This is a genomic window from Flavobacterium sp., from assembly GCF_004295795.1.
Taxonomy (GTDB): domain Bacteria; phylum Bacteroidota; class Bacteroidia; order Flavobacteriales; family Flavobacteriaceae; genus Flavobacterium.
The window spans coordinates 262,756-288,368 of record NZ_SEBR01000004.1 but is presented as its reverse complement, the minus strand read 5'-3'; the positions used below and the strand labels follow the sequence as shown (position 1 = coordinate 288,368).

Annotated in this window: 15 protein-coding genes; 7 read left to right on the top strand and 8 right to left on the bottom strand. The window is 48.6% G+C overall.

What is annotated here, in order from left to right; genetic code table 11:
* Nucleotides 1-89: 89 nt before the first annotated feature.
* Genes EOO49_RS04650 through EOO49_RS04630 form a run of 5 tightly spaced genes read right to left on the bottom strand, consistent with a single transcriptional unit; the run spans nt 90 to nt 14,284 of the window.
* Entirely contained in the window at nt 90-2,063 is a 1,974-nt protein-coding gene (locus EOO49_RS04650; RefSeq protein ID WP_290843193.1) for an OmpA family protein, read from the bottom strand.
* 13 nt (nt 2,064-2,076) lie between these two features.
* The gene (locus EOO49_RS04645) at nt 2,077-2,988 is read right to left on the bottom strand and encodes a type IX secretion system membrane protein PorP/SprF (RefSeq protein ID WP_290843191.1); all 912 of its coding nucleotides are present in this window, start codon (nt 2,986-2,988) and stop codon (nt 2,077-2,079) included.
* A gap of 56 nt (nt 2,989-3,044) precedes the next feature.
* A complete protein-coding gene (locus tag EOO49_RS04640) occupies nt 3,045-9,449 on the bottom strand; it encodes a gliding motility-associated C-terminal domain-containing protein (protein ID WP_290843189.1) in 6,405 nt (2,134 codons plus the stop codon).
* 8 nt (nt 9,450-9,457) lie between these two features.
* Nucleotides 9,458-13,744, bottom strand: coding sequence for a hypothetical protein (locus EOO49_RS04635; RefSeq protein ID WP_290843187.1), 4,287 nt, complete (start codon nt 13,742-13,744; stop codon nt 9,458-9,460).
* 24 nt (nt 13,745-13,768) lie between these two features.
* The gene (locus EOO49_RS04630; RefSeq protein WP_290843185.1) at nt 13,769-14,284 is read right to left on the bottom strand and encodes a hypothetical protein; all 516 of its coding nucleotides are present in this window, start codon (nt 14,282-14,284) and stop codon (nt 13,769-13,771) included.
* Between the two features lie 758 nt (nt 14,285-15,042).
* Here EOO49_RS04630 and EOO49_RS04625 point away from each other — a divergent pair.
* From EOO49_RS04625 to EOO49_RS04605, 5 genes are all read left to right on the top strand, one after another.
* Complete coding sequence (locus tag EOO49_RS04625) at nt 15,043-15,546, top strand: histidine phosphatase family protein (protein WP_290843183.1); 504 nt, start codon at nt 15,043-15,045, stop codon at nt 15,544-15,546.
* Nucleotides 15,527-17,656, top strand: a complete 2,130-nt coding sequence (ppk1, locus tag EOO49_RS04620) for a polyphosphate kinase 1 (RefSeq protein ID WP_290843181.1) — start codon at nt 15,527-15,529, stop codon at nt 17,654-17,656. Before EOO49_RS04625 ends, ppk1 begins: the two co-directional genes overlap by 20 nt.
* A gap of 182 nt (nt 17,657-17,838) precedes the next feature.
* Nucleotides 17,839-18,729, top strand: a complete 891-nt coding sequence (locus EOO49_RS04615) for an ethanolamine ammonia-lyase reactivating factor EutA (protein ID WP_290843179.1) — start codon at nt 17,839-17,841, stop codon at nt 18,727-18,729.
* Nucleotides 18,730-18,740: 11 nt separating this feature from the next.
* On the top strand, nt 18,741-19,772 hold the full coding sequence (locus EOO49_RS04610) for a proline iminopeptidase-family hydrolase (protein ID WP_290843177.1): 1,032 nt from the start codon (nt 18,741-18,743) through the stop codon (nt 19,770-19,772).
* Nucleotides 19,773-20,001: 229 nt separating this feature from the next.
* A complete protein-coding gene (locus tag EOO49_RS04605) occupies nt 20,002-20,670 on the top strand; it encodes a hypothetical protein (protein ID WP_290843175.1) in 669 nt (222 codons plus the stop codon).
* Here EOO49_RS04605 and EOO49_RS04600 read toward each other — a convergent pair.
* Nucleotides 20,667-20,948, bottom strand: a complete 282-nt coding sequence (locus EOO49_RS04600; protein WP_290843173.1) for a DNA polymerase III — start codon at nt 20,946-20,948, stop codon at nt 20,667-20,669. The two genes, EOO49_RS04605 and EOO49_RS04600, sit on opposite strands and share 4 nt — an antisense overlap.
* Here EOO49_RS04600 and EOO49_RS04595 point away from each other — a divergent pair.
* A complete protein-coding gene (locus tag EOO49_RS04595) occupies nt 20,947-21,294 on the top strand; it encodes a hypothetical protein (protein ID WP_290843171.1) in 348 nt (115 codons plus the stop codon). The genes EOO49_RS04600 and EOO49_RS04595 overlap by 2 nt on opposite strands.
* A gap of 16 nt (nt 21,295-21,310) precedes the next feature.
* Here EOO49_RS04595 and dnaX read toward each other — a convergent pair whose 3' ends face one another.
* Complete coding sequence (dnaX, locus tag EOO49_RS04590) at nt 21,311-22,396, bottom strand: DNA polymerase III subunit gamma/tau (protein ID WP_290843169.1); 1,086 nt, start codon at nt 22,394-22,396, stop codon at nt 21,311-21,313.
* A 661-nt stretch (nt 22,397-23,057) separates the two neighbouring features.
* Here dnaX and EOO49_RS04585 point away from each other — a divergent pair.
* Entirely contained in the window at nt 23,058-24,866 is a 1,809-nt protein-coding gene (locus EOO49_RS04585) for a Na+/H+ antiporter (RefSeq protein ID WP_290843167.1), read from the top strand.
* On the opposite strand, the gene EOO49_RS04580 is transcribed toward EOO49_RS04585, so the two are convergent.
* The gene (locus tag EOO49_RS04580; protein ID WP_290843165.1) at nt 24,867-25,493 is read right to left on the bottom strand and encodes a hypothetical protein; all 627 of its coding nucleotides are present in this window, start codon (nt 25,491-25,493) and stop codon (nt 24,867-24,869) included. It lies immediately after the preceding gene.
* Between the last annotated feature and the right edge of the window lie 120 nt (nt 25,494-25,613).

Below are 25,613 nucleotides of genomic sequence, written 5' to 3'. Positions count from 1 at the left end.
ATTAACGTGATTGGAATTTACTTCGGTATACCCCAAAAAAAAAGCATCCGCGTATTACGGATGCTTTCGTTTTGACTTGGTGTCTTGTCTTACAACTCAGTGATGATGAACTGGCTGCGACGGTTTTTCTGGTGTTGCTCTTCGGTACAAGTAGCTCCGTCTGCACAACCGTTTTGGCCGGCTTCGGTTTCCCCGTAACCTTTCGAGGTCAATCTTTCCTTGGCCACGCCGTGTGAGACCAGCCAATCAAGTGTTGACTTGGCGCGACGGTCTGACAACTTGAGGTTGTATTTGGCCGATCCGCGGCTGTCTGTGTGGGAACGGATGTCGATTTTCATATCCGGATATTGTGTCAACACGTCGAGAACTTTCGCGATGTCGACCGCTGCGTCCGGTCTGATGTCCCATTTGTCGAAGTCGAACAAGATGTAGTTGATTCCGAAGACATCGGCCAAATCATCTCCAACCTTAACAGCTTTGACTTTCTTCTCGAGTTGGATAGGCACATCTGTCTTTCCTTCGTTTTTCGGAATCTCGACCTTTTGTTCCTTGGTCTCGTATTCTTCTTTTTCGGCGCGGACGTAATAAACTTTTCCGCAATCGACAACTCCGAAATTGTAAGCGCCTTTTTCGTCGCTCATGACTTCGTTGAGTTTGTTGAACTTGTTGTCGAACAACGTCACTTTGGTATTAGGAAGTACTTCTCCCGTTTTGAGATCGGTTACGATTCCCGCCAATTCCTGCTCGCAGATCAATTTGCGGGTTTCGAGGAATTTATAGATATCGTCACTTCCGGCGCCGCCTTCGCGATTCGAGGTAAGGAAACCTTTGCGTGTTTTGGTGTTGATGTAGTAAGCGAAATCGTCCATTTTCGAGTTGGCCGGCGCTCCTAGATTTTGCGGTTCGTCGTAAGTTTTTCCATCTTTGCTGATGCGCGACATGTACAGATCCATACCACCAAGGCCTTGGTATCCGTCAGATGAGAAGTAAAGTTCGTTCTCGTCGGTCACGAACGGGAATGTTTCTTTTCCTTCGGTGTTGATCGCCTCGAGGTTGATTGGAGTTCCGAAAGCGCCTTCACCTGTGATTTCGACTTTCCAGATGTCCGATTGTCCTTTTCCGCCTGGCATGTCCGAAGCGAAGTACAACCATTTTCCGTCAGGACTCAAAGCCGGATGCGCCACACTGTAATTGCTGCTGTTGAACTGCACTTCCTTGATGTTCGTCCAGCTGACGGTGCTGTCTTTTTTGGTCTTGTCCTTGGATTCTTTCGTTTCCACGGATTTGGTCGCCATGTAGATCTTCAAAAGCGTGATGCGTTCGGCATTCTTGCCTTTTTTTCCGTCGTTGAAATCGTTTCTCGTAAAGTACATCGTCTTTCCGTCTTTCGAGAAAACCGGAGTCGACTCGTGGAAACGCGTGTTGATGTTCTTGTCGAACTTCAGCACTTTTCCGACAGAATCTGCCGTGATAGGCGCGCCGTAGATGTTCGTGAAATATTGGTTCGACCACTTGTGCTTGCGCTGGGCGACACTTCCCGTATCACGTGCCGATGCGAAAACGAGCTGACCTTGATAGACCGTGCTTCCGTAATCTGAATATTGGGAATTCACGCCCGCATCACCGATTTCGTAGCGACCCGAATTGGCCTCGATCTGTTTCATGTAATCTTTCTTGTCGGCGAATTTCTTTCCGCGGATGTCCTCGTTCGACTTGGTGATGAACTGCTCCATCATCTGGTCTGACTTGGCATAATTTCCGACAGCTTTCAAAGACTGAGAGTAGCGGTAGTAAACTTCGGCTTCCACATCGCTCGTCATCGCGAAAAGCTGATCGTACCAATTCGCAGCCTTGTCGAACTGAGAGTTGAAATAATAGGCGTTACCGAGTTTCTTGAACAGATCGGCGTTCTTGAAACCTTTCTCGGCAATGCGCTCGTAGGTCTTGATCGCATCTATATACGCGTAACCGTCGTAGTTCTTGTCGGCTTTTTTCAAGCCCACCTGTCCGTATGAATAAACGGCAAGGAAACCGAATAATAGACTGAATAGTACTTTTTTCATTTGTTGTTGCGTATTAGAAGAATCGTGGGGAAATGATCTTGTTTTTGTTGTTGAAGAACTCGTAGCGCAAGAAGATCTCGTGTGATCCGCTGTTGTAGTTGCGCAATTTCGTAGTCTCCAGATCGTATCCGTATCCGAGGAACAAACCTTCGGAAATCTGGAATCCGGCCATGGCACTCACGGCTGCATCCCAACGGTAAGCGACTCCAAGCATGAACTTGTCGTTGTAAAGTGTGTTAAGCGATACGTCGACCTGCACAGGCGCTCCTGTTATGGCTTTTGAAAGCACGGCCGGCTTTAGTTTCCACATCGGGTTGAGTTCGAAAACGTAACCTCCGATAAGGTAAAAGTTCATGCGCTCTTTGTTGATGGAAACGTCATTGTCGCTGTAACGCGTAGTCTGGATAAAGTTCGGAACGGACAAACCGATGTAATATTTGTCAGTGTGCCAGTAAACACCAGCTCCCACGTTAGGAGTGAACTCGTTCCTGAATCCCATAAGGCTAGGGTCGTTCTGATCTACCGGATTCAGCTTGCTCCTGTCTAGGTTGAACAGGTTGGCCGTTCCTTTTATACCGAACGATAGTTTGTGGATTTCGTCTGTGCGGATGGTGTAGGAGATGTCTGCGCTGAAAGCATTCTCGGTAGTAGGACCGATCCTGTCATTCACGAAAGAGACACCCAAACCAAGGTTGCTTTCACCCAGCGGCGTATTCACGGATACGGCGTTTGTCACCGGAGCTCCGTCGAGACCGATCCATTGCGAACGGTGTAGGCCGAATACGCTAAGGACGCCTCGTGAACCCGCATATGCAGGGTTGATGTTGATGGTGTTGTACATGTACATGGTGTACTGCGCATCTTGCTGTGCCCACGACGAGAACCCTGCCAACATCAAAACGAAAATTAATAATCTTGTTTTCATTAGTCTATTGTTTTTTACCCGGGGTTTTGGCGCCCCGGGCGTTAGATTTGAGTTTCTTATCTTGAAAGGTATAAATATCCGTCTTTTTTCACAGTATTGCTGCTGCTGGCAAACTTGTACGTGATGATGTAGAAGTAAGTTCCTGTAGGCAATTCGTCGTCTTTCTTCAACGTTACGCGTCCTTCGGATACGCCGCGGAAAGCGCGATCGTTGTTGTTGTAGCCTTTGGTTTCGTAAACCAGGATACCCCATCTGTTGTAAACTTCGACTGTGTTGCTTTCGATACACGTTGAATCTTCAAATCCATCGATTACGAAAACGTCATTTATACCATCATTGTTAGGGCTGAAAGCGTTGTGGATAACAACTGTTCCACATGGCTCTACGATACAATAGATGTCGTTTACCTTGAGTTCGATGCGAACCGTTCTAGGGCAAGTCGGATCAGCGATCACGTAGTCTACGTTGTAGATTCCGTTGGCGATCTGGAAGGGTGAGAACACCGTTCCGTTCAAGCCTGCCACGTTGTCTACGTTCACCCATGTTCCGCCGGCAGGTGTTCCTGCAGGAAGCAAAGTGACAAGATCAACATTCGCACTACTATCGGTGTTACACAACTCGCTTGATACAGTAACTAGCGCATTGCTAACTGTTACGTTCACCACTTGAGTGAATACAGCTTGGTTTGCGCAGTCGTCTGCAACTGTCCACGTCCATGTGATCGAATAGTTTCCGTTTACCGGAGTCGAGATCACTTCTGTGAAGACCGGAGTTCCAACTGTAGAACAAGCATCGCTGAAAGTCAATACAGGAACTGTAGGCACCTGGTCGCAAGTCACGTTCACTACTGGAGCGAGCGTTTCGTTTACGGTAGGAGCGGTAGTGTCCTGAACAGTCACGATCTGTGTGAATGTTTGTGGGTTGCCACAAGCATCGGTTGCAGTCCATGTACGTGTGATGACTTCTTTTACCGGACAGGTTCCAGGAACACTTGTCTCGGCGTAGACCACATTCACAGGTGTTGCGTTACATCCGTCAACTGCAGTGAGGACTGTTGGCGTCGGAACGCTTCCGCACTCAGCCGTGATGGCCGGAGCAGGCGTTGCTTCCACGAAAGTAGGAGCATCGTTGTCGATTACATTGATGTTCTGTGAAACTGTGGCAACGTTTCCGCAAGCGTCCGTCGCAGTCCAGGTTCTTACTATCGTGTAAGATCCGGCGCATGTTCCAGGAACGGTTGATTCTGTCATTGTCACGTTCACTGCAACGCTTCCGCAGTTGTCAGTGGCCGTTAGTGTCGCAGCTGCCGGGATTTGGGCGCAAGCCACAGTGACGTCGGCCGGAGCCGCAGTATTGAATGCCGGAGCAGTCGTGTCGTTTACCGTGATCGTTTGTGTGGCAACCGAAGTGTTTCCGCAAGCATCAGCAAATGTCCAGGTACGAGTGATCACGAATGAATTGGCACAACTTCCTGCAACGACCGTATCAACCGGAGCGACAGTGATTGGAGTAGTGCTACAATTATCGGTAGCTGTCAATGAAATTCCAGATGGAACATCAGCAGCACATTGAACCGTCACGTCAGCCGGAACGTTCGTTGGAAGAACCGGAGCCGTAGTATCGCCAACAGCGATGTTTTGTGATACAGATGAAGTGTTTCCACAAGCATCGGTGAACGTCCAAGTACGTACGATCGTGTATGAATTCGCGCAAGCACCTTGAGTGGTTACGTCAACACCTTGGGCAGAAATTGCACCTTGGCAGTTGTCCTGAGCAGTCAAAGTACTGTTCGCAGGAACGTCTCCACCACATGAAGCGGTCACGTCTGCCGGAGCTGCAGGAGCAACCGGAGCTTCGTTATCATCAACAGTGATTGTTTGCGATACGGTAGAAGTATTTCCACAAGCATCGGTAAACGACCAAGTGCGTACCAAAATGTATGAGTTAGGACAATCTCCAGGAGTAACTGTTTCAACCGGTTTCGGTGCAACAACTTCTCCGCTGCAAGCGTCAGTCGCTGACAATGAAACGGCTGCAGGAACTTGTCCGGCACAAGCCACGGTCACATCGGCTGGAGCCGCAGGAGCAACCGGAGCCACAGTGTCGATGACGTTGATCGTTTGAGATATAGACGATGTGTTTCCACAAGCATCGGTGAAAGTCCAGGTACGAACGATAGTCGAAGTACCGGCGCAAGCACCAGCAGTTGTCACATCAACACCTTGAGCAGTGATTTGGTCACCACAATTGTCAGTAGCTGTAAGCGTTGCGTTTGCAGGCAAAGCGTCTCCACACTGGACAGTTACGTCGGCTGGAGCCGTTGGAGCTGTAGGCGCCACGTTGTCGATGACGTTGATGATTTGTGAAACCGAAGTCGTGTTGGCACAAGCATCGGTGAATGTCCAAGTACGAACGATTGTGTACGTTCCGGCGCATGGACCGGCAGTTTGCACGTCAACACCTTGTACAGCGATTGCGCCAAGACAGTTGTCGGTCGCGGTCAATGTCACGTTAGCAGGGACATCGGCAGCACAAGCAACCGTTACATTAGCAGGAGCTGCAGGAGCAACCGGAGCCACAGTATCGGAAATCGTGAAAGTAGCCGATGTGGTCGAAGCGTTTCCGCAAGCATCAGTAGCAGTGAAGATCACCGTTACGGCAGCCGAACAATCGTTTCCGATTCCGTTGTAGTTGTTTGTCCAGGTCACGTTTGAACAAGTATCTGTCGCAGTAGCGCCACCGTTGTTGGCCAACCAGTCTTCGAGACCAGCGTTGGTTCCGTTTCCGCACTGGATTGACAGGTTTTGCGCCTGGGCAGTGATTGTCGGAGCAGTAACATCCTGAACATTGATAGTTTGTGAAGCTGTCGCTGTGTTTCCACAAACATCGGTAGCAGTCCAGGTTCTTACGATTGAGTAAGCGCTTGGGCAAGAACCTGCGATTGTCGCATCGACGAAAGTCAAAGTCACGGCACCGACGCAGTTGTCAGTAGCGGTAGCTTGAGCGAATGCAGGCGTTGCAGGACAGTCGATTGTTGTCGGCTGTGGCAATGCGGCGATCGTTGGAGGAACAGTGTCGGCAACAGTTATAGTTTGGGCTACAGATGAAGTGTTTCCACAAGCATCGGTAAATGTCCAGGTACGAACGATTACGAACGAGTTGGCACATTGGCCGGGAGTAGTCACGTCAACACCTTGAGCAGTGATCGCACCCGAACAATTGTCCTGTGCAGTCAAAGTCACGTTGGCAGGAACGTCTCCGGCGCAAGCCAAAGTAACGTCAGCAGGAACGTTTGTAGGAACTACCGGAGCAGTCGTATCGTTTACGGAGATCGTCTGTGATACAGATGAAGTGTTTCCGCAAGCATCGACAAACGTCCAGGTACGGACGATCGTGTAAGATCCGGCGCAAGTACCTTGAGTCGTAACGTCTACACCTTGAACAGCGATCGCACCAGAACAGTTGTCTTGGCCAGTCAGAGTCACATTGGCAGGAACGTCAGCAGAACACTGGGCAGTTACATCGGTAGGAACGTCTGTAGGAACAACCGGAGCAATGGTGTCATTTACGTTGATAGTCTGTGATACAGATGAAGTGTTTCCACAAGCATCGGCGAAAGTCCAGGTACGGACGATCACGAACGAGTTAGGGCAAGAACCCGGAGTCGTCACATCAACACCTTGAGCAGTGATCGCACCTTGACAAGCATCTTGAGCAGTCAAAGTCACATTTGCAGGAACTTCGCCAGCACATTGAGCAGTCACGTTGGCCGGAGCTGCTGGAGCAACCGGAGCGATAGTGTCGTTCACGTTGATAGTCTGTGAAACAGATGAAGTGTTTCCACAAGCATCGGCAAATGTCCAAGTACGAACTATGACGAACGAGTTGGCGCACTGACCTGGAGTCGTCACATCGACACCTTGAGCAGTGATCGCACCTTGACAAGCGTCTTGGGCGGTCAAAGTCACGTTGGCCGGAACATCAGCAGCACATTGCACAGTCACGGTTTGCGGAGCTGTTGGAGCAACCGGAGCGATCGTATCGTTTACGGTGATAGTCTGCGAAACCGATACCGAGTTGGCACAAGCGTCAGTGAAAGTCCAGGTACGGACTATAGTGTAAGATCCGGCGCAAGCACCAGGAGTCGTTACATCCACACCTTGAACGGCGATTGCACCTGCACAGTTGTCAGTAGCGGTAAGAGTTACGTTAGCCGGAACATCAGCAGCACATTGAACAGTCACGGCTTGCGGAGCTGCAGGAGCAACCGGAGCAGTCGTGTCAGATACAGAGAATGTAGCCGAAGTAGTAGAGGCGTTTCCACAAGCGTCAGTAGCAGTGAAGATCACCGTTACAGCCGATGTACAATCGTTTCCGATTCCGTTATAGTTGTTTGTCCAAGTTACGGCAGAGCAAGAATCTGTTGCTGTTGCGCCTGCGTTGTTGGCCAACCATTCGTTCAGGGCATTTGCGTTTCCGGCACCACACTGGATTGCCAAGTCTTGGGCTTGAGCAGTGATAGTCGGAGCAGTAACGTCCTGAACATTGATAGTTTGTGTAGCGGTCGCCGTGTTTCCACAAGCGTCAGTCGCAGTCCATGTTCTTACGATCGAGTAAGCACTTGGGCAAGAACCGGCAGTTGTTGCATCGACGAAAGTCAAAGTTACAGCGCCAGCGCAGTTGTCAGTAGCCGTAGCCTGTGCGAATTGTGGCGTTGCAGGACAATCGATTGTCGTAGTAGCAGGCAAAGCTGCGATTACAGGAGCGATGTTGTCGTTTACGTTGATCGTTTGTGAAACCGATGAAGTGTTTCCGCAAGCATCGGCAAAAGTCCAGGTACGGACGATCACGAATGAATTGGCACACTGGCCGGCAGTCGTTACATCAACACCTTGAGCGGTGATCGCACCCTGACAATTGTCCTGAGCAGTCAAAGTAACGTTAGCCGGAACTTCAGAAGCACAAGCCAAAGTCACATCTGCCGGAGCAGTCGGAGCAACCGGAGCAGTCGTATCGTTTACAGAAATTGTCTGTGATACAGATGAAGTGTTGTTACAAGCATCGGTGAAAGTCCAGGTTCTTACGATAGTGTAAGATCCGGCACAAGCGCCTGGAGTCGTAACGTCAACACCTTGTGCAGTGATCGCACCCTGACAATTGTCCTGGGCAGTCAAAGTCACATTCGCCGGAACATCAGCAGCACATTGAGCAGTCACGTTCGCCGGAGCGGCAGGAGCCACAGGAGCGATAGTGTCGCTTACATTGATTGTCTGTGAAACCGATGAAGTGTTGTTACAAGCATCAGTGAAAGTCCAGGTACGTACGATAACGAAAGAGTTAGCGCAAGATCCGGGAGTTGTCACATCGACACCTTGAGCGGTGATCGCACCGGAACAATTGTCCTGAGCGGTCAAAGTCACGTTCGCCGGAACTTCAGAAGCGCAAGCTACATCCACAGTAGCCGGAGCAGCAGGAGCAACCGGAGCGATCGTGTCACTTACGTTGATTGTCTGTGAAACCGATGATGTATTTCCGCAAGCATCGGCGAAAGTCCACGTACGAACGATCACGAAAGAGTTTGCGCAAGATCCCGGAGTCGTTACATCGACACCGGAAACTGAGATAGCACCTTGACAAGCATCTTGTGCGGTCAATTCGATATTCGCAGGAACTTCAAAGGCACAAGCCACAGTTACAGTAGCCGGAGCGGCCGGAGCAACCGGAGCGATCGTATCATTTACAGTGATAGTCTGAGATACGGATGATGAGTTGGCGCAGGCATCAGTGAATGTCCAGGTTCTTACGATCGTGTAAGATCCGGCGCAAGCACCAGGAGTCGTTACATCCACACCTTGAACGGTAATGTTCCCTGCGCAGTTGTCAACCGCGGTCAAAGAAACATTGGCCGGAACATCAGCAGTACACTGAACAGCAACAGCGGTTGGAGCAGCAGGTGCAACCGGAGCGGTCGTGTCCTGAACCGTGAAAGTAGCCGAAGTCGTAGCAGCGTTTCCACAAGCGTCAGTCGCAGTAAAGATTACGGTAACCGCAGCAGTACAATCGTTGGAGATTCCGCTGTAGTTGTTTGTCCAAGTCACGGCAGAACAAGTATCGGCGGCAGTTGCACCTCCGTTGTTGGCCAACCACTCGTTAAGAGCGTTCTGGTTTCCTGCACCACATTGGATCGTCAAGTTTTGCGCTTGAGCAGTGATCGTAGGAGCAGTAATATCTTGAACATTGATAGTTTGTGTAGCAGTAGCCGTGTTTCCGCAAACATCGGTTGCAGTCCATGTTCTTACGATCGTGTAAGCACTTGGGCAAGAACCTTGAGTAGTCACATCGGCGAAAGTCAACTGAACCGCACCAACGCAATTGTCAGTAGCTGTCGGGGTCGTCCAAGACGGAGTCGCCGGGCAGTTGATAGTAGTAGCGGCTGGCAATGCAGAGATTGTCGGAGCCACAGTATCGTTTACAGTGATTGTCTGCGATACAGATGAAGCGTTTCCGCAAGCATCGCAGCACAAGCAACGGTCACAGCTGCCGGAGCAGTTGGAGCAACCGGAGCAGTCGTGTCGTTTACGTTGATAGTCTGTGAAACCGATGAAGTGTTTCCGCAAGCATCGGCGAAAGTCCAAGTTCTGACGATAGTGAACGAGTTCGGGCAAGCACCCGCAGTCGTTACATCGACACCTTGAGCAGTGATCGCTCCAGAACAGTTGTCCTGTGCAGTCAAAGTCACGTTTGCCGGAACTTCAGATGAACACTGAGCCGTAACATTTGCCGGAGCTGCAGGAGCGACCGGAGCGATGTTGTCGTTTACGTTGATAGTCTGTGAAACCGATGAAGTGTTTCCGCAAGCATCGGCGAAAGTCCAAGTTCTGACGATAGTGAACGAATTAGGGCAAGCACCCGGAGTCGTCACGTCAACACCTTGAACAGTTACGTTGCCGGCGCAATTGTCAACCGCAGTCAAAGAAACGTTGGCCGGAACTTGTGAAGCACAAGCGACAGTAACGTTTGCAGGAGTGGCCGGAGCAACCGGAGCGATGTTGTCGTTTACGTTGATAGTCTGTGAAACCGATGAAGTGTTTCCGCAAGCATCGGCGAAAGTCCAGGTACGGACAATCGTATAGGATCCGGCACAAGCGCCAGGAGTCGTAACGTCAACACCTTGAGCAGTGATAGCGCCAGAACAGTTGTCCTGAGCAGTCAAAGTCACGTTGGCAGGAACGGCAGCACCACAAGAAACGGTAACAGCAGCCGGAGCAGCAGGTGCAACCGGAGCGATGTTGTCATTCACGTTGATAGTCTGTGAAACCGATGAAGTGTTTCCGCAAGCATCGGCGAAAGTCCAGGTTCTGACGATAGTGAACGAATTAGGACAAGCACCCGGAGTCGTCACATCGACACCTTGAGCAGTAATGTTTCCGCCACAGTTGTCAGTAGCAGTAAGCGAAACGTTGGCCGGAACTTGTGAAGCACAAGCGACAGTAACGGCAGCCGGAGCAGCCGGAGCAACCGGAGCAGTCGTATCGTTTACAGTAAAAGTAGCTGTTGTAGTGGCCGTGTTTCCGCAAGCGTCAGTCGCTGTAAAGATTACAGGAACCGCAGCAGAGCATCCGCCAGTTACGCCAGTGAAATTATTTGTCCAAGTTACCGCAGAACATGCGTCTGAAGCGACAGCACCACCGTGGTTGTTCAACCAGGCCGTCAAAGTCGCGTCACCTGCAGTGCTACACTGAACAGTGAGGTTTTGCGCTTGCGTCGTGATTGCCGGAGCAGTATTGTCTTGAACAGTAATTGTTTGTGAAGCCGTAGCAGCATTGCCACAAGCATCAGTAGCAGTCCAAGTGCGAACGATGGTGTAAGAACCAGGGCAAGAACCCGCAGTTGTCACATCGGCAGAAGTCAAAGTGACGTTTCCACCACAAGCGTCAGTAGCCGTTGGAGTTGTCCAAGATGGCGTCGCAGGACAGTTGATAGTCGTAGCGGCAGGCAATGCAGAGATCACCGGAGCAGTCGTATCGACAATATTGAAGACTTGAGAAGCCGTGGCGGTATTTCCGCAAAGGTCAGTAGCCGTCCAGGTTCTTGTGATCGTGCGAGCATTTCCGCAAGTTCCCTGAGTTGTTACGTCGGCTGAAGTCAAGCTCACGAAACCTTCGCAGTTGTCACCCGCAGATGGCGTGGCCCAAGTTGGCGTAGCGGGACATTGGATCGTCGTGGCAGTCGTCGGAACACCTGAAATCGTAGGAGCGATGTTGTCAAGGATGGAGATAGTCTGGGTAACCGAAGTCACACCGCAGGCAGAAGTTACCTTGAATGTACGCACAAGGCTCACCGGACAGTTTCCTGTGGCGACATCCTGATACGTAATAGTGTAAGTTCCGATGGCGGCGGCGTTGGTGATGTTTCCTCCGGCAGCCTGGAATTGCGCCAAAGTGATAGTCACGGGGTTCACGCTGCTGTAAGTCAAACCTGTCACTGCAGAAGTTCCACAGCCGTTAAGGTTCAAAGCGGCAGGTGGTGTAACGACCGGCGCAGGATATACGTTGACGGTAATAGGCACTTTCGGACCGATACAAGTCGGGCTTTGGGCTTCGGCCACATAATAAGTGAACGTTCCCGCCTGAGCTGTAGACGGCGTGATCGAAGGCTGTGCCTGACCGTTTTGCGTCATATAATAGTAGAGTGTCAAACCTGGCGAGCTCGGTGTAGCCGTAAGTGGTACAGCCGTAGCGCCTTGACAGTAGTTTACCGGACCGGCGACGTTTGGAGTCGTAGTGATGGTGGTAACGGTGATCGTGAACTGGAAGAAACATCCGTTCAAAGCGCCCGGTGGAACAGCATAATAGGTAATCGTTCCTTGAGTTGCCGGGAACGGGTTGCTGATCGTATACTGGATAGCGTTCGGTCCTACCGGATATTGGTTGTAGAACAAAGATCCGTTAGGGAAACTTCCAGATACAGCAGTGATAGGAATAGCCGAAGCACTACAGAATGTAAACGCAGTAATTGGCGGCGTAGACTGACAGTTCTGGTTGACGAAATCCTGTGCGTTGATCTGGACCAAAAGCGGAGCCGCAATCGCAGTTCCCTGACAGTTCCCGTTTTGTGTGTAACCTTGGATAAGATCCTTGTCGTTAAAAGTGATTCCCGTGATTGCTCCCGATCCTGTGAAAGATCCGTTTACAGCCACGATGTTCTGACAGTTGGCATTCTTTAGAAGTTCGCAATCCTCGGTTACTTTGATCTTGAAAGTCAAAGTTCCCAAAATATCGTCCGAGTTGGCGGGAACAGGAAGCGTTCCGATGTCCCAAACCACCGAACCATTGGAACCAACCGTCGGGTTGAACTGCAAGTTGTTGGGCGTTGGAGCTGGAGTAAAGAACACTTGTCTCGTGGCACTGTTGGCCACATAATTGGTGTTGTAAGGAATCGGAACGGTCAATTTGGCGTTGTTGATCGCTTCGGTACCACGGTTGCGAACGTTCACCTTGAACTCGAGTTCCTGACCTGGCAAAGCCGTATAAGGACCTGTCGCCGGAACCGGAGTACCGTTGATCGTAACAGCCGCAAGGTCGCCTTCCACATCCGGAACATAAGCATCGACGGCCATTGCGATGGCGAAGATCACATAAGTATCCTGAGTGGAACCGTACCTGAAAGTGGTCGCGGTCTGGTTGTTGGTGATCAGTCCGTTGTTCGTATTCGGAAGGTTGAACATACAAATGTCCAAACCGGAGTTGTTTTGTAAACTCGGAGTCCGCGCGCCCGGCACACTTATACTCGAGTTGAAGAAGTTGCCCGTCGTGTTCGATGAGTGGTTGAGACTTTGCCATGCATTGTTGTCCTGACGTCGAATCTGGAAGTAATCTCCCGAAATTCCGTTGTCACCTTCACCGGCAATCATACCCATCTTGATTCCAACAGGTCCTGATTGTACCGTGTTGAAACCGGAAATAGGCAAGTTGTAGTTTGCCGTTCCGCTAAGTACGTAAGCGTGCCCGTCAAAGATGGTCACGTCGCGGTATTTCATTTTGGAGTTTTCGTAAACCACGATCATTCCCCATCCACCGTAGTAGCCTGTTCCTCCGCCATCACCTTGTACAAGCGCGATATCGGCAGCCGTGTAAGCTCCCAAACCGTTCGTCTTTACGTAATCGGTAACTTCAGTGTAGGCAGAATACATATAATCATCCTGGTTCGTAGGATAATAGATGTTGTTGGCCGCAGCCATAAATTCCGTGTAACCGGAAGCGTTCGGTCCTTTGAGTTGGATCTTGCGCTTGTCGAAGTTTTTGGTCACACCATTTCTGGTCACGTTGAATGTGTTGGCGCTCGGATTGGTATTCGAGGCACGGCCGGTCCAGTAAAGTCCGGCGTAGATGATGTTCGAACACGCAGGCACGGCACCATTTTCCGTAGAAAGTGTCAGCGTCGCCGTAGACGAGTTGAACGTCGGTGTGCCGCCAAGACCTGTGAGTGTAGGCGAATCGACGTCTACGTAGATCATGGTATTTCCACCGTTCTGTGTCGTGTTGCCATAGTTCTGCAACGTAAGGTTCGTATTCCCCAACATGGTGAAGTCACCTTTGATGTTGTAGATCTGCTTTGTCGGCGTGTACTGTGAGGTACGTTGCGTAAAAGGGACGCGAACCTGGGCGCTTGTGGCAAAAACGAATCCGATTACCGCCAAAAGTGTCAGCAGGAGTTTCGAAGTCGTAATTTGAAGCTTAGAGTATAGGTCTTTCATATTCATATCTTTTGGAATACCAGCTTATTTCAGCGAAAGGATGTTATAGAAAACGCTGTAACGCGGATCGTTGTCCTTCACCGCAGCGACGATTTTCGGACCTTGCGTTTCCACCTCGCTCACGATGTAGACATATTGCAATCTCGGAAAAGCCGAAAGCGAAGCAAGATTCAATCCCGACAACTCGCCAAGGTTCTTGACTTTCACCGACACCAATTCGATCGTCTTTGGAAGATTAAGGGTTCCCAGACTCGAAAGCGAGCGGACATCCGTAAACAGGCATACCGGGTTTTCCCCGTACGTTTTCACATTGCCGGTCTCAACATAGACGGCAGATTGAGGTTCGTACAAAAGGCTTCGCACCTGCGAATCACCTCCTGATTTCGACTGTAAAGCCGAAAGGAACTGGTCCACGTGCAGAATCGCCTTTGTGCTTGTCTCGCTTTGTGCGACAGCGGCGCCGTTTTTGGTGCCTTTGGCCGTTTGGGCCCAAATGCCTGTCGAGGCGAAGACAAATGCCAAGAGGAGTAAAATTCTCATCATAGATTGGATTTGGTTTTCAGAATGCAAACGCATTTCTGGTCGGTTAGGTAATCTGATTGGGATCTTGTGTTTCATTTGAGTGTTTTTTGATTCTCACGACGATTGAACACATCGCTGCGATTTATCATCGGTGGGCTAAATTAGATACTCACTCCATTTTTGGATTAAATAGTCTATCAACAACCCGAAAAGTCGTTCAAAGACATTTTTTAACGCATTTTCCAACCGATTTTTGACGAGAAATAATCGATTTATAAAGAAATGTCTTACATAAATTTTACAGGATTTGGCGTTCAGTCTGACATATTTTTAGGTTTAATTTATGTTAATAGTCGTCGAAAGTATGTGTAATAAAAATAATTACCAAATTTGGGTTCGACAAAATGCATTATTTTATCGATAAAGTACATTTTATATCTTTAATTGAAATATAAAACTTACAAATAGCTGTCAACTAAGAATTGTTGATAACATTTCAACAACTGTTAATTTTTCTATTTCGAAAGTATTTTGCCGAATTTAATCGCACTTGGTCGGAAGGGCATGCGTAAATCATCGACGAACTGCTTCGGGATTTAAAAAATGTGCGAAAATACGTTCGTCGGTGATAGCTGTCTTTCGTCGGATAAATAGCTGTTTCGGCAGTTGCCGTTTTGAATCCGATGCGCCTCGTACACCTTCATAAATAATTGCCGACTATGGAGACTGGCAACAAAATTTTGACTAAATTGAAACTACAACACAACTAAGTAATCATGAAGAACTTAATCGTAGTAAGACATGCAAAGTCAAGTTGGGACGCTCCACTGCGGGATTTCGACCGACCGTTGCAGCAAAGAGGCATTATGGATGCCCACAAAGTATCGACTTCAGTGGCCCCGCATCTGCCAAAAACCTTTACAATCATAAGCAGCCCGGCCAAACGCGCGTCCGAAACCGCCATCATTTTCGCACAGAATTTTTCCTATCCTGTAGAAAGCATCCGCTACGACGAAGAACTTTACACTTTTGACGAACGCCAGCTCGAGGCGATCGTGAGAAGCATCGACAATGATTACGATAATGTTATTCTTTTCGGACATAACGAGGCCATCACGAATTTTGTCAATAAATTTGGGGATATCTTTGTAGATAATGTAACGACTTCGGGTTTTGTCTCTCTTACATTTGATTCTGACGACTGGAGCGGAATCTCGAAAGGGAAGACCCGAAATGTCGTTTTCCCAAGAGACCTCAAGAATGAATTCAAACCAATATAGGTATACAGACCGAGAGAAAAGCTGGTTGGCCTTCAACGCCAGAGTATTACAGGAAGCCGCAGACGAAACCGTTCCATTGTTGGAAAGGCTTCGGTTTTTGGGCATCTTTTCAAACAACTTCGACGAATTTTTCAGGGTGCGTTTCGCCGCGATACGTCGCTTGGTGCTTTCCGGCGAATCGGGTGAGAAAGTCCTGGGCGGATCGACCGCTCAACAACTCATAAAAGAAATCACCGAGATCGTGATCCGTCAGCAATCCGAAAGCTTGAGAATCCTCAATGTGATCGAGAACCAGTTGGCCAAGGAGAACATCTACATGGTCAACGAACAAGAGGTTTCGGCAGAACAAGGCGCGTTCATCAAGGATTACTTTATCCAAAAAGTGAGTCCGGCCTTGCTTACTATCATCCTCAACGATCTGGCCGAATTCCCTTTGCTCAAAGACACCGCGGGCTATCTCGCCGTCAAGTTGGTACTGAACACGACGCCGGACAAAAATCCGATCCTGAATCTGGTCAAGCCAAAACGCGAAGTGCGGTATGCGCTTATCGAAATGCCCAAGACCATCAACCGTTTCGTGGTGCTTCCTTCCCAGGACGACAAGCAATATGTGATGCTGTTGGACGACGTAATCCGATACAATCTCGACAGCCTTTTCAATATTTTCGACTACAAAAGCGTCAAGGCGCACATGATAAAAATTACGCGTGACGCCGAACTTGACATCGATTCGGATCTTTCGAAATCGATGCTCGAGAAGATCGCGACTTCGGTAAAAGAGCGAAGAATCGGCGAGCCCGTGCGTTTCGTGTACGATCAGTCGATTGGGAAAGACACGCTGAAATTTTTCCTGACGCACCTCAATATCGATTCTTCCGATTCCATAATTCCGGGCGGACGCTATCACAACAGGCGCGATTACATGGATTTCCCGAACTTAGGGCGCTACGATCTTTTGTATAAAGCCAAGCCGCCGGTTCCGGTGAAAGGCCTTGATCTCGACGGAAGCGTACTGAACAAGATCGCCCACAAAGACTACATGGTTTACGCACCGTTCGAGTCTTTTTCGTACCTGATCAAATTTCTAAGGGAGGCGGCGCTCGACCCGAACGTCACCACGATCAAGATTACCTTATATAGGTTGGCGCCGAATTCCCAGATCATCAGTTCGCTTGTCAACGCGGCCAAAAACGGCAAGAAAGTCACGGTCCAGATCGAGCTTCAGGCGCGTTTCGACGAAGCCAGCAACATTTCTTATGCCGAACAGATGCAAACCGAAGGCATCAACCTCATTTTCGGGATCAAAGGCCTAAAGGTTCACAGCAAAATCTGTGTCGTGGAGCGCATCGAAAAAGGAAAACTCAAGCGCTACGGCTTCATTTCCACGGGAAATTTCAACGAAAGCACGGCCAGATTCTATACCGATATTACGCTTTTCACGAGCCATCAGCAAATTCTCAAGGACGCCTCCAAAGTCTTCGAATTTTTCGAGGTCAATTACCGTTTGCACCGATACAAACACCTGATCGTCTCTCCGCATTACACGCGAACCAAATTCGGAAAGCTCATCGACCGCGAGATATTGAACGCTACTCTGGGACGTCCCGCCTACATCGACATGAAGATGAACAGCCTTTCGGATTTCCCGATGATCGACAAATTATACGATGCAAGCCGCGCCGGAGTCAAGATCCGTCTGCAGGTTCGCGGCATTTGCGCTTTGATTCCGGGCGTTCCGGGAATGAGCGAAAACATCGAAGCGATAAGTATCGTCGACAATTTTCTCGAGCACGCGCGGGTTTTTATTTTCTGCAACGACGATCGTCCCGAGGTTTTTATCGGTTCTGCCGATCTGATGCGAAGGAATCTCGACGCAAGGGTAGAAGTGACGTGCCCAATCTATGACGAGGAAATCAAACGCGAGCTTATAGAAACGTTCGAGATCGGCTGGAAAGGAAACGTGAAAGCGCGTCTTCACTCGGAAAAGCTCGACAATGTTTATCGTCCTAGAGGTGAGAATCCGGTGTTTCGCGCCCAATTCGAGATGTACAATTACTATTTGGACAAGATCGAACGGAGTCAACAGTTGCCTGAGAGTTTGGTGAAGTAGCAGTTGCAGTTGCAGAAGCAGTTGCAGAAGCAGTTGCAGATGCAGAAGCAGAAGCAGAAGCAGAAGCAGAAGCAGAAGCAGTTGCAGGAGCAATTTTGGAAATGGGACGCATCCGCGGAAGCGAAATATTGGTTTATCGAATATCGAATAACGAACGAAGAATAACGAATACCGAAATATAGTTGATTACAATCCGTAAATATGCTGCGATCGATATTGGCTCAAATGCCATCAGGTTGCTCGTGGCCAACATTGTCGAAGAAGAAGGAAAAGAGACGCAATTTTCAAAGAGTTCACTGGTTCGCGTGCCGATCCGTTTGGGTCAGGACGTTTTTACCAAAGGCGAGATTTCCGAGGAAAACATCGCACGTATGGTCGACGCCATGTCAGCTTACAAACTGCTGATGAAAGTGCACAAAGTCGAGAAATACATGGCTTGCGCGACCTCGGCCATGCGTGAAGCCGACAATGCAAAAGAAGTCGTAGAAAGAATTTCACGCGAATCCGGAATCGACATCGAGATCATCGACGGAAAAAAAGAAGCCGCGATCATCGCCTCGACAGACCTTCACTTTTTGCTCAAAACCGACAATACCTACCTATATGTGGACGTTGGCGGCGGAAGCACCGAATTTTCGCTGTTCTCGAACGGGAAAATCGTCGCTTCGAAATCGTTCCGAATTGGAACCGTGCGTTTTATAAACAATATGGTGCACGAATCGGTTTGGCCCGAAATCGAGAGCTGGATTCGCGAACACACGGCCGGCTACGAAAACATCAGCCTTATAGGATCGGGCGGAAACATCAACAAAATCTTCAAACTTTCGGGTAAATTGCAGGAAAAACCGCTGTCCTATATGTACCTGAATTCCCAATATTCGGTCATGAATGCGATGTCTTATGAACAGCGAATTTCAGATCTCGGACTCAATGCCGACCGTGCCGACGTAATCATTCCGGCGCTCCAGATTTACCTCAATGCAATGAAATGGAGCGGCGCGCGAAACATTTACGTACCCAAAATCGGGCTGTCGGACGGAATCATAAAAGCCTTATATTACGGGAAGATTTAAATCTTTCCACCATGAAATCACTCGTTATTTGTGCGTTGGCTTTGGCTTTTGCTTTTGTCGGATGCGATCGCGAACCGAAGTCGGAACAGTCCGCAACTGCGACTGCAACTGAAACTTATTTCGCCCGGACGTCGGATGGCGTCCAAAACGGAAACGTCAAAATGGTAGAGATTTCAACCGTAAAAGGAAATTTCAGGGTTTGGACGAAGCGGTTCGGGAACAATCCGAAAATGAAACTTTTGTTGTTGAACGGCGGACCGGGCGCTTCGCACGAGTATTTCGAGTGTATGGAAAATTTCCTGCCCGAAAAAAATATCGAGTTCATCTACTACGACCAACTCGGAACGGGTTTTTCAGATAATCCGAACGATACGATCCTGTGGGATTTGCCGCGCTACGTCGAGGAAGTCGAGCAAGTTCGCAAGGCCTTGCATCTCACGAAGGACAATTTTTTCGTACTCGGACATTCGTGGGGCGGAATCCTCGCGATGGAATACGCACTCAAATATCCAAACGAAATCAAGGGCTTGATCGTCTCGAACATGATGGCGAGTGCGCCCAAATACGGTGCGTATTCTGAAGTTTTGGCAAAACAGATGAATCCTCAAGTTCTGAAACAAGTTCGCGAAATCGAGGCCAAAAAGGATTTCTCCAATCCGAAATACATGGAACTTTTACTCCCGAATTTCTACGAAAAACATATTTTGAGATTGCCCGCAAAGCAATGGCCAGATCCCGTGAATCGCGGTTTGGGTAAGATGAACCAATCGCTGTATGTCACGATGCAAGGTCCGAGCGAGTTTGGGATTTCGGGCAAACTCGAGAGATGGGATAGAAGTGAAGACCTCAGAAATATCCAGATTCCGACGCTTGTGATAGGCGCCAAATATGACACCATGGATCCGACTTATATGGAATGGATGTCGAAACAGTTTCCCAACGGACAATATCTGTACTGCAAAAACGGAAGCCACATGAGTTTGTACGACGACCAACAAACCTATTTTGACGGACTTACCAAATTTATCACGTCAGTAAAATAAACGAAGATCTTGTACGCTCACTTTCGAACTTTGCACATGAAATTGGTGTTTCTTTTTTTTTTGGATTCCGATGTCGGTTGCGGCACAAACCCGCGTTTTGGCATATCGGCAATTTGACGAACTAGACGACGGACCTTGTTCGATTGTGAGTTACTTACAGAAGAATGACACTATACTGATAAAATCGGCGAAAAGTTCAAGCTCTGAACTGGCGTTGAAATTGTCAAGAGTGAAAAAAAAAGGTGGAAAGTGGCGCAAGATTTCATGGCCGTGCAAACCCGGAATGATCGGAGCCGAACAGATTCCGGTGCTATTGGTTTTCAAGGCCAATCGGGTAAATGACACACTTTTTCTGTCGGAAGATCTAAGATACGTGTTCGATCCGAAAAAGGGAAGATCGCGAATGGACGAAAAAAGTGAAATCAAGAAACTACTTTTTGCGGATGCCAAAATGCGGCCGCTTTTCGAACCCGATCTGCGCAGGCTTTATTCCGAATCCATTGCTCGCTACAAACCAGATTCCGTGAGTTTTGCCAACATCGGGATTCCGCTTTACGACTTGCATCTCAATGACCGATTGCGTTTGAGCCGCGATTTTGGATGGGAATTTTCGGTGGAAGAAAATAAGGTTTCAGCTGCAAAAATCGACTTGGAAAAAGCCAAAGGAAGAATATCCGAGGAGGTGTTTGGAATAAAATTGGCCGATCCGGAATCGAAAGTCGTCTCGCTCTTTCCATCATCCACAAAAGACATTGGAACTATCAGGACTTATTTCCCGAATTCGGACGGCAGTTATACCGTTGGCGTGCGAATTTCCGAGAACAGAGGTTGGTGCGATTTTGTGCTCAAGGATGCAAAAGTCGTAGCGATTGCGCTGGAGTTTCTGTATCCGAATTAGAAATCGAGATCGAAAGTACGCCTCAATGTATCCAACTGCGGATTGATCTGGTTGAGTCGATTGTAGCGATCTTGTGGTGTGAAGGCGCGTTTCGTCTCCATTTTCTCGTTCACGACCAGCCTGATGTTGAGATCGTGGTTGTGCAATTTTCCTCTCAGATAGCCGACCAAATCGTGAAGTCCGCTTTCAAAATCCATTTTCGAGCCTTCGTTTGGCAGCTCGTGGACAATGGTCGTGCCATCGAGTTTCGGATCGTTGATAAGCAATAAAGCTTCCATGATTTTCTGGCCGTTGTCCGAAAGTCGCTGTGCATATTTGTTCCATTGCAGCAACACGTCGTTTTCGGTAAAAGCCTCGGTAAGATGTTCGGTCGTGCGAACGATGGCTTTTTGGGATTGCTCGAGTTCACGCTTGGCGCGGATGCTCGAAAGCGAAAGCGCCGATACCGGAGTGACTTGTTTTGAGACAGTGGTTTCGGTTACCGAATTTTGTCCGTCAGAAACAGCGATTTGCGTGACTTGCGTAATTTCCTGGGTCAGGATTTGTTTTGGAGCTTCCTGGATTGGTGGCGCGACAACTACGACTTCGGGTGTTTCGACCTCGATTTCCTTGACGCGTCCGTAGAAAAAATTGGCGGGAATTATAAACCCGTCAACTTTTTTTTTTCTCCATCGTAAGTGATGGAGGCGAGTTGCATCAGCGTAAGTTCAACAAGCAGTCGCTGGTTTTGGCTGACTTTGTATTTTAGGTCGGAATCGTTCGCGACCTCGATTCCCTTGAGAAGAAAATCGCGGCTCGCGCGCAAAGACTGGCTCGAATAAAGTTCGCGTGCCGCTTCGCCTTTTTCCAGAAGTTTTAGCGTGGCCGGCGTTTGGCAAACCAGCAAATCCCTGAAATGCGACGCCAATCCTGAGACGAAATGATGCCCGTCGAAACCTTTTGCCAAAATGTCGTTGTATAACACGAGGAGTTCCGGGATCTTGTTTTCGAGAACCAGATCTGTTACCTGGACGTAAGTTTCGTAATCGAGCACATTCAGGTTTTCGGTTACGGCTTGTCTTGTCAAGTTTGTTCCGCAGTAGGAAACGACTCTGTCAAAAATCGACAAGGCATCCCGCATCGCACCGTCGGCCTTTTGGGCGATGATGTGCAAAGCGTCGTCTTCGGCCGTTATGCCTTGGCTTTTGGCGACTTCTGCCAAATGGTCTTTTGCGTCCTTGACCGTGATTCGCTTGAAGTCAAAAATCTGGCAACGCGAAAGGATCGTGGGAAGGATTTTGTGTTTTTCGGTAGTGGCAAGGATGAAAATCGCGTGCTTTGGCGGTTCTTCGAGCGTCTTTAGAAAAGCGTTGAAAGCCGAAGTCGAAAGCATGTGCACCTCGTCGATGATGTACACTTTGTATTGTCCGGTTTGTGGCGGGATGCGCACCTGATCGATCAGGCTTCTTATGTCGTCTACGGAGTTGTTCGAAGCCGCATCCAACTCAAAAACGTTGAAAGCGAAATCCTCGTTGGGATCGTCATAACCGGGTTGGTTGATCTTGCGCGCCAGAATTCTCGCACAAGTCGTTTTTCCTACACCACGCGGTCCTGTAAACAAAAGTGCCGAAGCCAAGTGGTTGGTTTCGATCGCATTGAGCAAAGTGTTCGTAATGGCCTGTTGTCCCACGACGTCCTTGAACGTCTGCGGGCGATACTTTCGGGCTGATACTACGAATTGTTCCATTTTTTCAATCGGGAAAGCACAAATATAATCTTAATTGGCAAGTCGTAAATAGCATTTGCCAATTAGTAATTAACAATGGAATCTGGAAAAATATAAGTTTTGGGGAATCAGGATTTTATATCTACAGTCGCTATTTGTCTGGCACTGACATTATCCATAATCGCTTGAAAACACGCCTTCTTATCGACAGCATAAAATTCTTTACACCGTTATTTTTGTTGGTAAGACGGCAGAATTTATTCGTGTATTCGTGGCCAATATTTTATCAGGCTACGACTCAGGAAGCGCTATCAACTCCCAGGCAATGCACGCATTTTCTTTCTAATTCTGGAGCAAAACGCCTTAACGTTCTTAATGAACTTAATGAACTTAATGGTTCAACAGCAATCTCGAGAAAATTGCCTCGCCGTCGCGTTGATTCTTCACTTATAATAAATACTTTGATTTGGAAGTCAGATCGCTCCGCATTTTGTTGGTGTTTAGTCGCTTCGCTCTTATTTAATCGCTTTGCTCTTTTTTGAACCATTAAGGTCGTTAAGGGCATTAAGGCGCTTCGCTTTTTTTCGGAGTCGCAGACTCCGTCACGCCCTTCTCGAAGTCACAGACTTCTCGAAGCCAAAAAAAGCCTCCATCCCAATAATTCCACCAAAACCCAGCCCGGATGGCAGCGGCTAGGCTTTTGCAGGAAACGTCCTGGTTTTGCAGGTTTGGCGCAGCGACCGAAGGAAGCTCGCGCCAAACCTCGCAAAAACCCGGCGTTTTCAAAAAAGCTAAAAGCGGACAGCCGGATTCAGCTGCAAAAACAAACACTTCCTATATTAAGGAGAATGCCTATTTTTGGGCAACATTCAAAACCATGCACCACAACTTACTTCTTATCCTCGGTTTACTTTTTGTCGTGATGTTGCTCGTCATGCTCGCGCGAAAAATCAAGGTCGCTTATCCCATTTTTCTCGTTTTGTCAGGACTTGGCATCAGTTTTATTCCCGGAATGCCGGAATTGGAACTCGATCCCGAGATCATTTTCCTGATTTTCCTGCCGCCGTTGTTGTATGAAGCCGCGTGGTATACGTCCTGGAAAGACTTTTGGAAATGGAGAAGGCCGATTGGTTTGCTGGCTTTCGGACTCGTGTTTTTCACCTCACTTGCCGTTGCTTACGCGACAAAAGCGTTCATTCCGGGATTTACTTTGGCTTTCGGATTTTTGCTCGGCGGAATCATTTCTCCGCCCGATGCCGTGGCCGCCGCGACAGTCTTGAAAGGTTTGCCGGTGCCGAAACGCATGCTCACGATTCTCGAGGGCGAAAGTCTCGTGAACGACGCGTCCTCGCTGATCGTTTTCCGATTCGCTTTGGCCGCCGTGATGACAGGCGTTTTTTCGTTCGAAGTTGCCGTTGGACAGTTTTTTTTGGTCGCCGGAATGGGAATCGTGGTTGGAATCGCGATTGGACACATCATGTATGCGATCCACAGGTTTTTGCCGACGACACCAGCAATCGACGCGACGCTGACGGTAATGACACCTTATATCATGTTTCTGGCTGCCGAACAATTCCATTTTTCGGGCGTGATGTCGGTTGTGAGCGGCGGACTTTTCATCTCGTTCCGATCGCATGAAATCTTCAAGACGGGATCGACACGCCTCAATATGTTGGGCGTTTGGACGACGCTTATTTTCGGGATGAACGCTTTGGTTTTTATCCTTATCGGACTCGAACTTCCGCACATCGTCAACGGATTAGGCGAATATTCGATGTCCGAAGCGATCACTTACGGATTGATTGTAAGTGCTATAGTTATCGTTCTAAGGTTTATTTGGGTTTTTCCGGCGACTTTCGTTCCGAGGTTGATGAGCAGGAAAATAGCTAAAAAGGAACCGAATCCGACCTGGAAAGGCGCAGTTGGCGTGAGTTGGGCCGGAATGCGTGGCGTGGTTTCGCTTGCAACGGCTTTGTCGATTCCGGTGGCTTTGCCAAGTGGTGAAGATTTTCCGCACCGCAGCCTGATCCTTTTCATCACTTTTATCGTGATTTTGGTGACGTTGGTTTTTCAGGGATTGACGCTCCCGTTTCTTGTGAAAGCCATCGGACTCAAGGAATTCGACTCGATCGTGCCCGAGGAAGAACAGCAAGCCGGAATTCGACTGCGACTCAAAAGAGCTGCGTTGACACGTCTGAATCGCCATTTCCAAAAAGAACTGGCCGAGAACGAACTCGTCGCGTTTTTGAAACAGGATTTGGAGAATGAGGTCGAAATTACATCCAAAAAATTGGCTTCGCTCGAATGCGACGCGAGCCAGATGCTGGAAGTGCAAGTTTACCGGGGCGTTCTTGAAGATCTATATTCGGTGCAAAGGCGCGAACTGATCGACTTGAGACGCGAACATTTTTTTAGCGACGAGGAAATCAGGAAGGCGCAAATGCAGCTCGATCTTGATGAGACGAAACTTAACCGACAGATCCACTTTTGATCATTTAAGCGTCATGTCGGGACGGAACATGCGATAATCCAGCGTCACGTCCTTGTCCTTCGGATGCACGATTACCGCGATGCAACTGTCTTTGACGAATTCGAATGCAACACCTTTTGCTTCATCGTCGTAAATCGAAACGAAATCCTTGGTTTTCCCAAAGGCATAATCGCCGACGTTTTTCAGTTGCGGGAATTTGGACTTGACATCCGGCAATTTACGTCCGGCGCCAATCGAATCCACTTGGAATTCGGGTGAAGTAGCTCGGATCAGCCTGACGACTTTTTCCTTCATCTCGTCGTCTTTGTAAGTCACGTAAATGTTGAGTTCGGTCTTTCCCGAAATCGCTTCGGAATTGTCGCTGTACCAGGTCAGCCAGGATTTTCCCATGGCCGAATCTGACAAATCGGGTTGTCCGAGGATTTGTTCAAGTTTTTGCGAATCCATTTCGAGGCTGATGTTTCCGATGGATTCGCCCGCGATTACCGATACGTTCGGTTTTGGTTTTTCGATTTCCGTTTTGGTTGCCGTCTCCGTCACCGGGATTATCGCTTCCGGTTCCGACTTTTTGCACGCCAGAGCCGTCAATGTCACAAATAGTAATGTTGTTTTTTGGAAGCTTCTCATTTTCATCGGACTTTACTTTAAAGGTTTAGGTTCTCTAACAACAGTGAACTTCTTTACGATATTTACTCTGAAGAAAAATTTTAACCGCGAATTCGCGAATTTACTTAGATACTTATGAGA

What these genes read in the sequence shown, in the direction of transcription:
- EOO49_RS04650 (WP_290843193.1), bottom strand. Translation starts at nt 2,063, where the DNA reads ATGAAAAAAGTACTATTCAGTCTATTATTCGGTTTCCTTGCCGTTTAT.
- EOO49_RS04585 (WP_290843167.1), top strand. Translation starts at nt 23,058, where the DNA reads ATGGCAGCGGCTAGGCTTTTGCAGGAAACGTCCTGGTTTTGCAGGTTT.
- EOO49_RS04580 (WP_290843165.1), bottom strand. Translation starts at nt 25,493, where the DNA reads ATGAGAAGCTTCCAAAAAACAACATTACTATTTGTGACATTGACGGCT.
- EOO49_RS04625 (WP_290843183.1), top strand. Translation starts at nt 15,043, where the DNA reads ATGAAGAACTTAATCGTAGTAAGACATGCAAAGTCAAGTTGGGACGCT.
- ppk1 (WP_290843181.1), top strand. Translation starts at nt 15,527, where the DNA reads ATGAATTCAAACCAATATAGGTATACAGACCGAGAGAAAAGCTGGTTG.
- EOO49_RS04635 (WP_290843187.1), bottom strand. Translation starts at nt 13,744, where the DNA reads ATGAAAGACCTATACTCTAAGCTTCAAATTACGACTTCGAAACTCCTG.
- EOO49_RS04600 (WP_290843173.1), bottom strand. Translation starts at nt 20,948, where the DNA reads ATGGAAGCTTTATTGCTTATCAACGATCCGAAACTCGATGGCACGACC.
- EOO49_RS04630 (WP_290843185.1), bottom strand. Translation starts at nt 14,284, where the DNA reads ATGAGAATTTTACTCCTCTTGGCATTTGTCTTCGCCTCGACAGGCATT.
- EOO49_RS04645 (WP_290843191.1), bottom strand. Translation starts at nt 2,988, where the DNA reads ATGAAAACAAGATTATTAATTTTCGTTTTGATGTTGGCAGGGTTCTCG.
- EOO49_RS04595 (WP_290843171.1), top strand. Translation starts at nt 20,947, where the DNA reads ATGATTTTCTGGCCGTTGTCCGAAAGTCGCTGTGCATATTTGTTCCAT.
- EOO49_RS04610 (WP_290843177.1), top strand. Translation starts at nt 18,741, where the DNA reads ATGAAATCACTCGTTATTTGTGCGTTGGCTTTGGCTTTTGCTTTTGTC.
- dnaX (WP_290843169.1), bottom strand. Translation starts at nt 22,396, where the DNA reads ATGGAACAATTCGTAGTATCAGCCCGAAAGTATCGCCCGCAGACGTTC.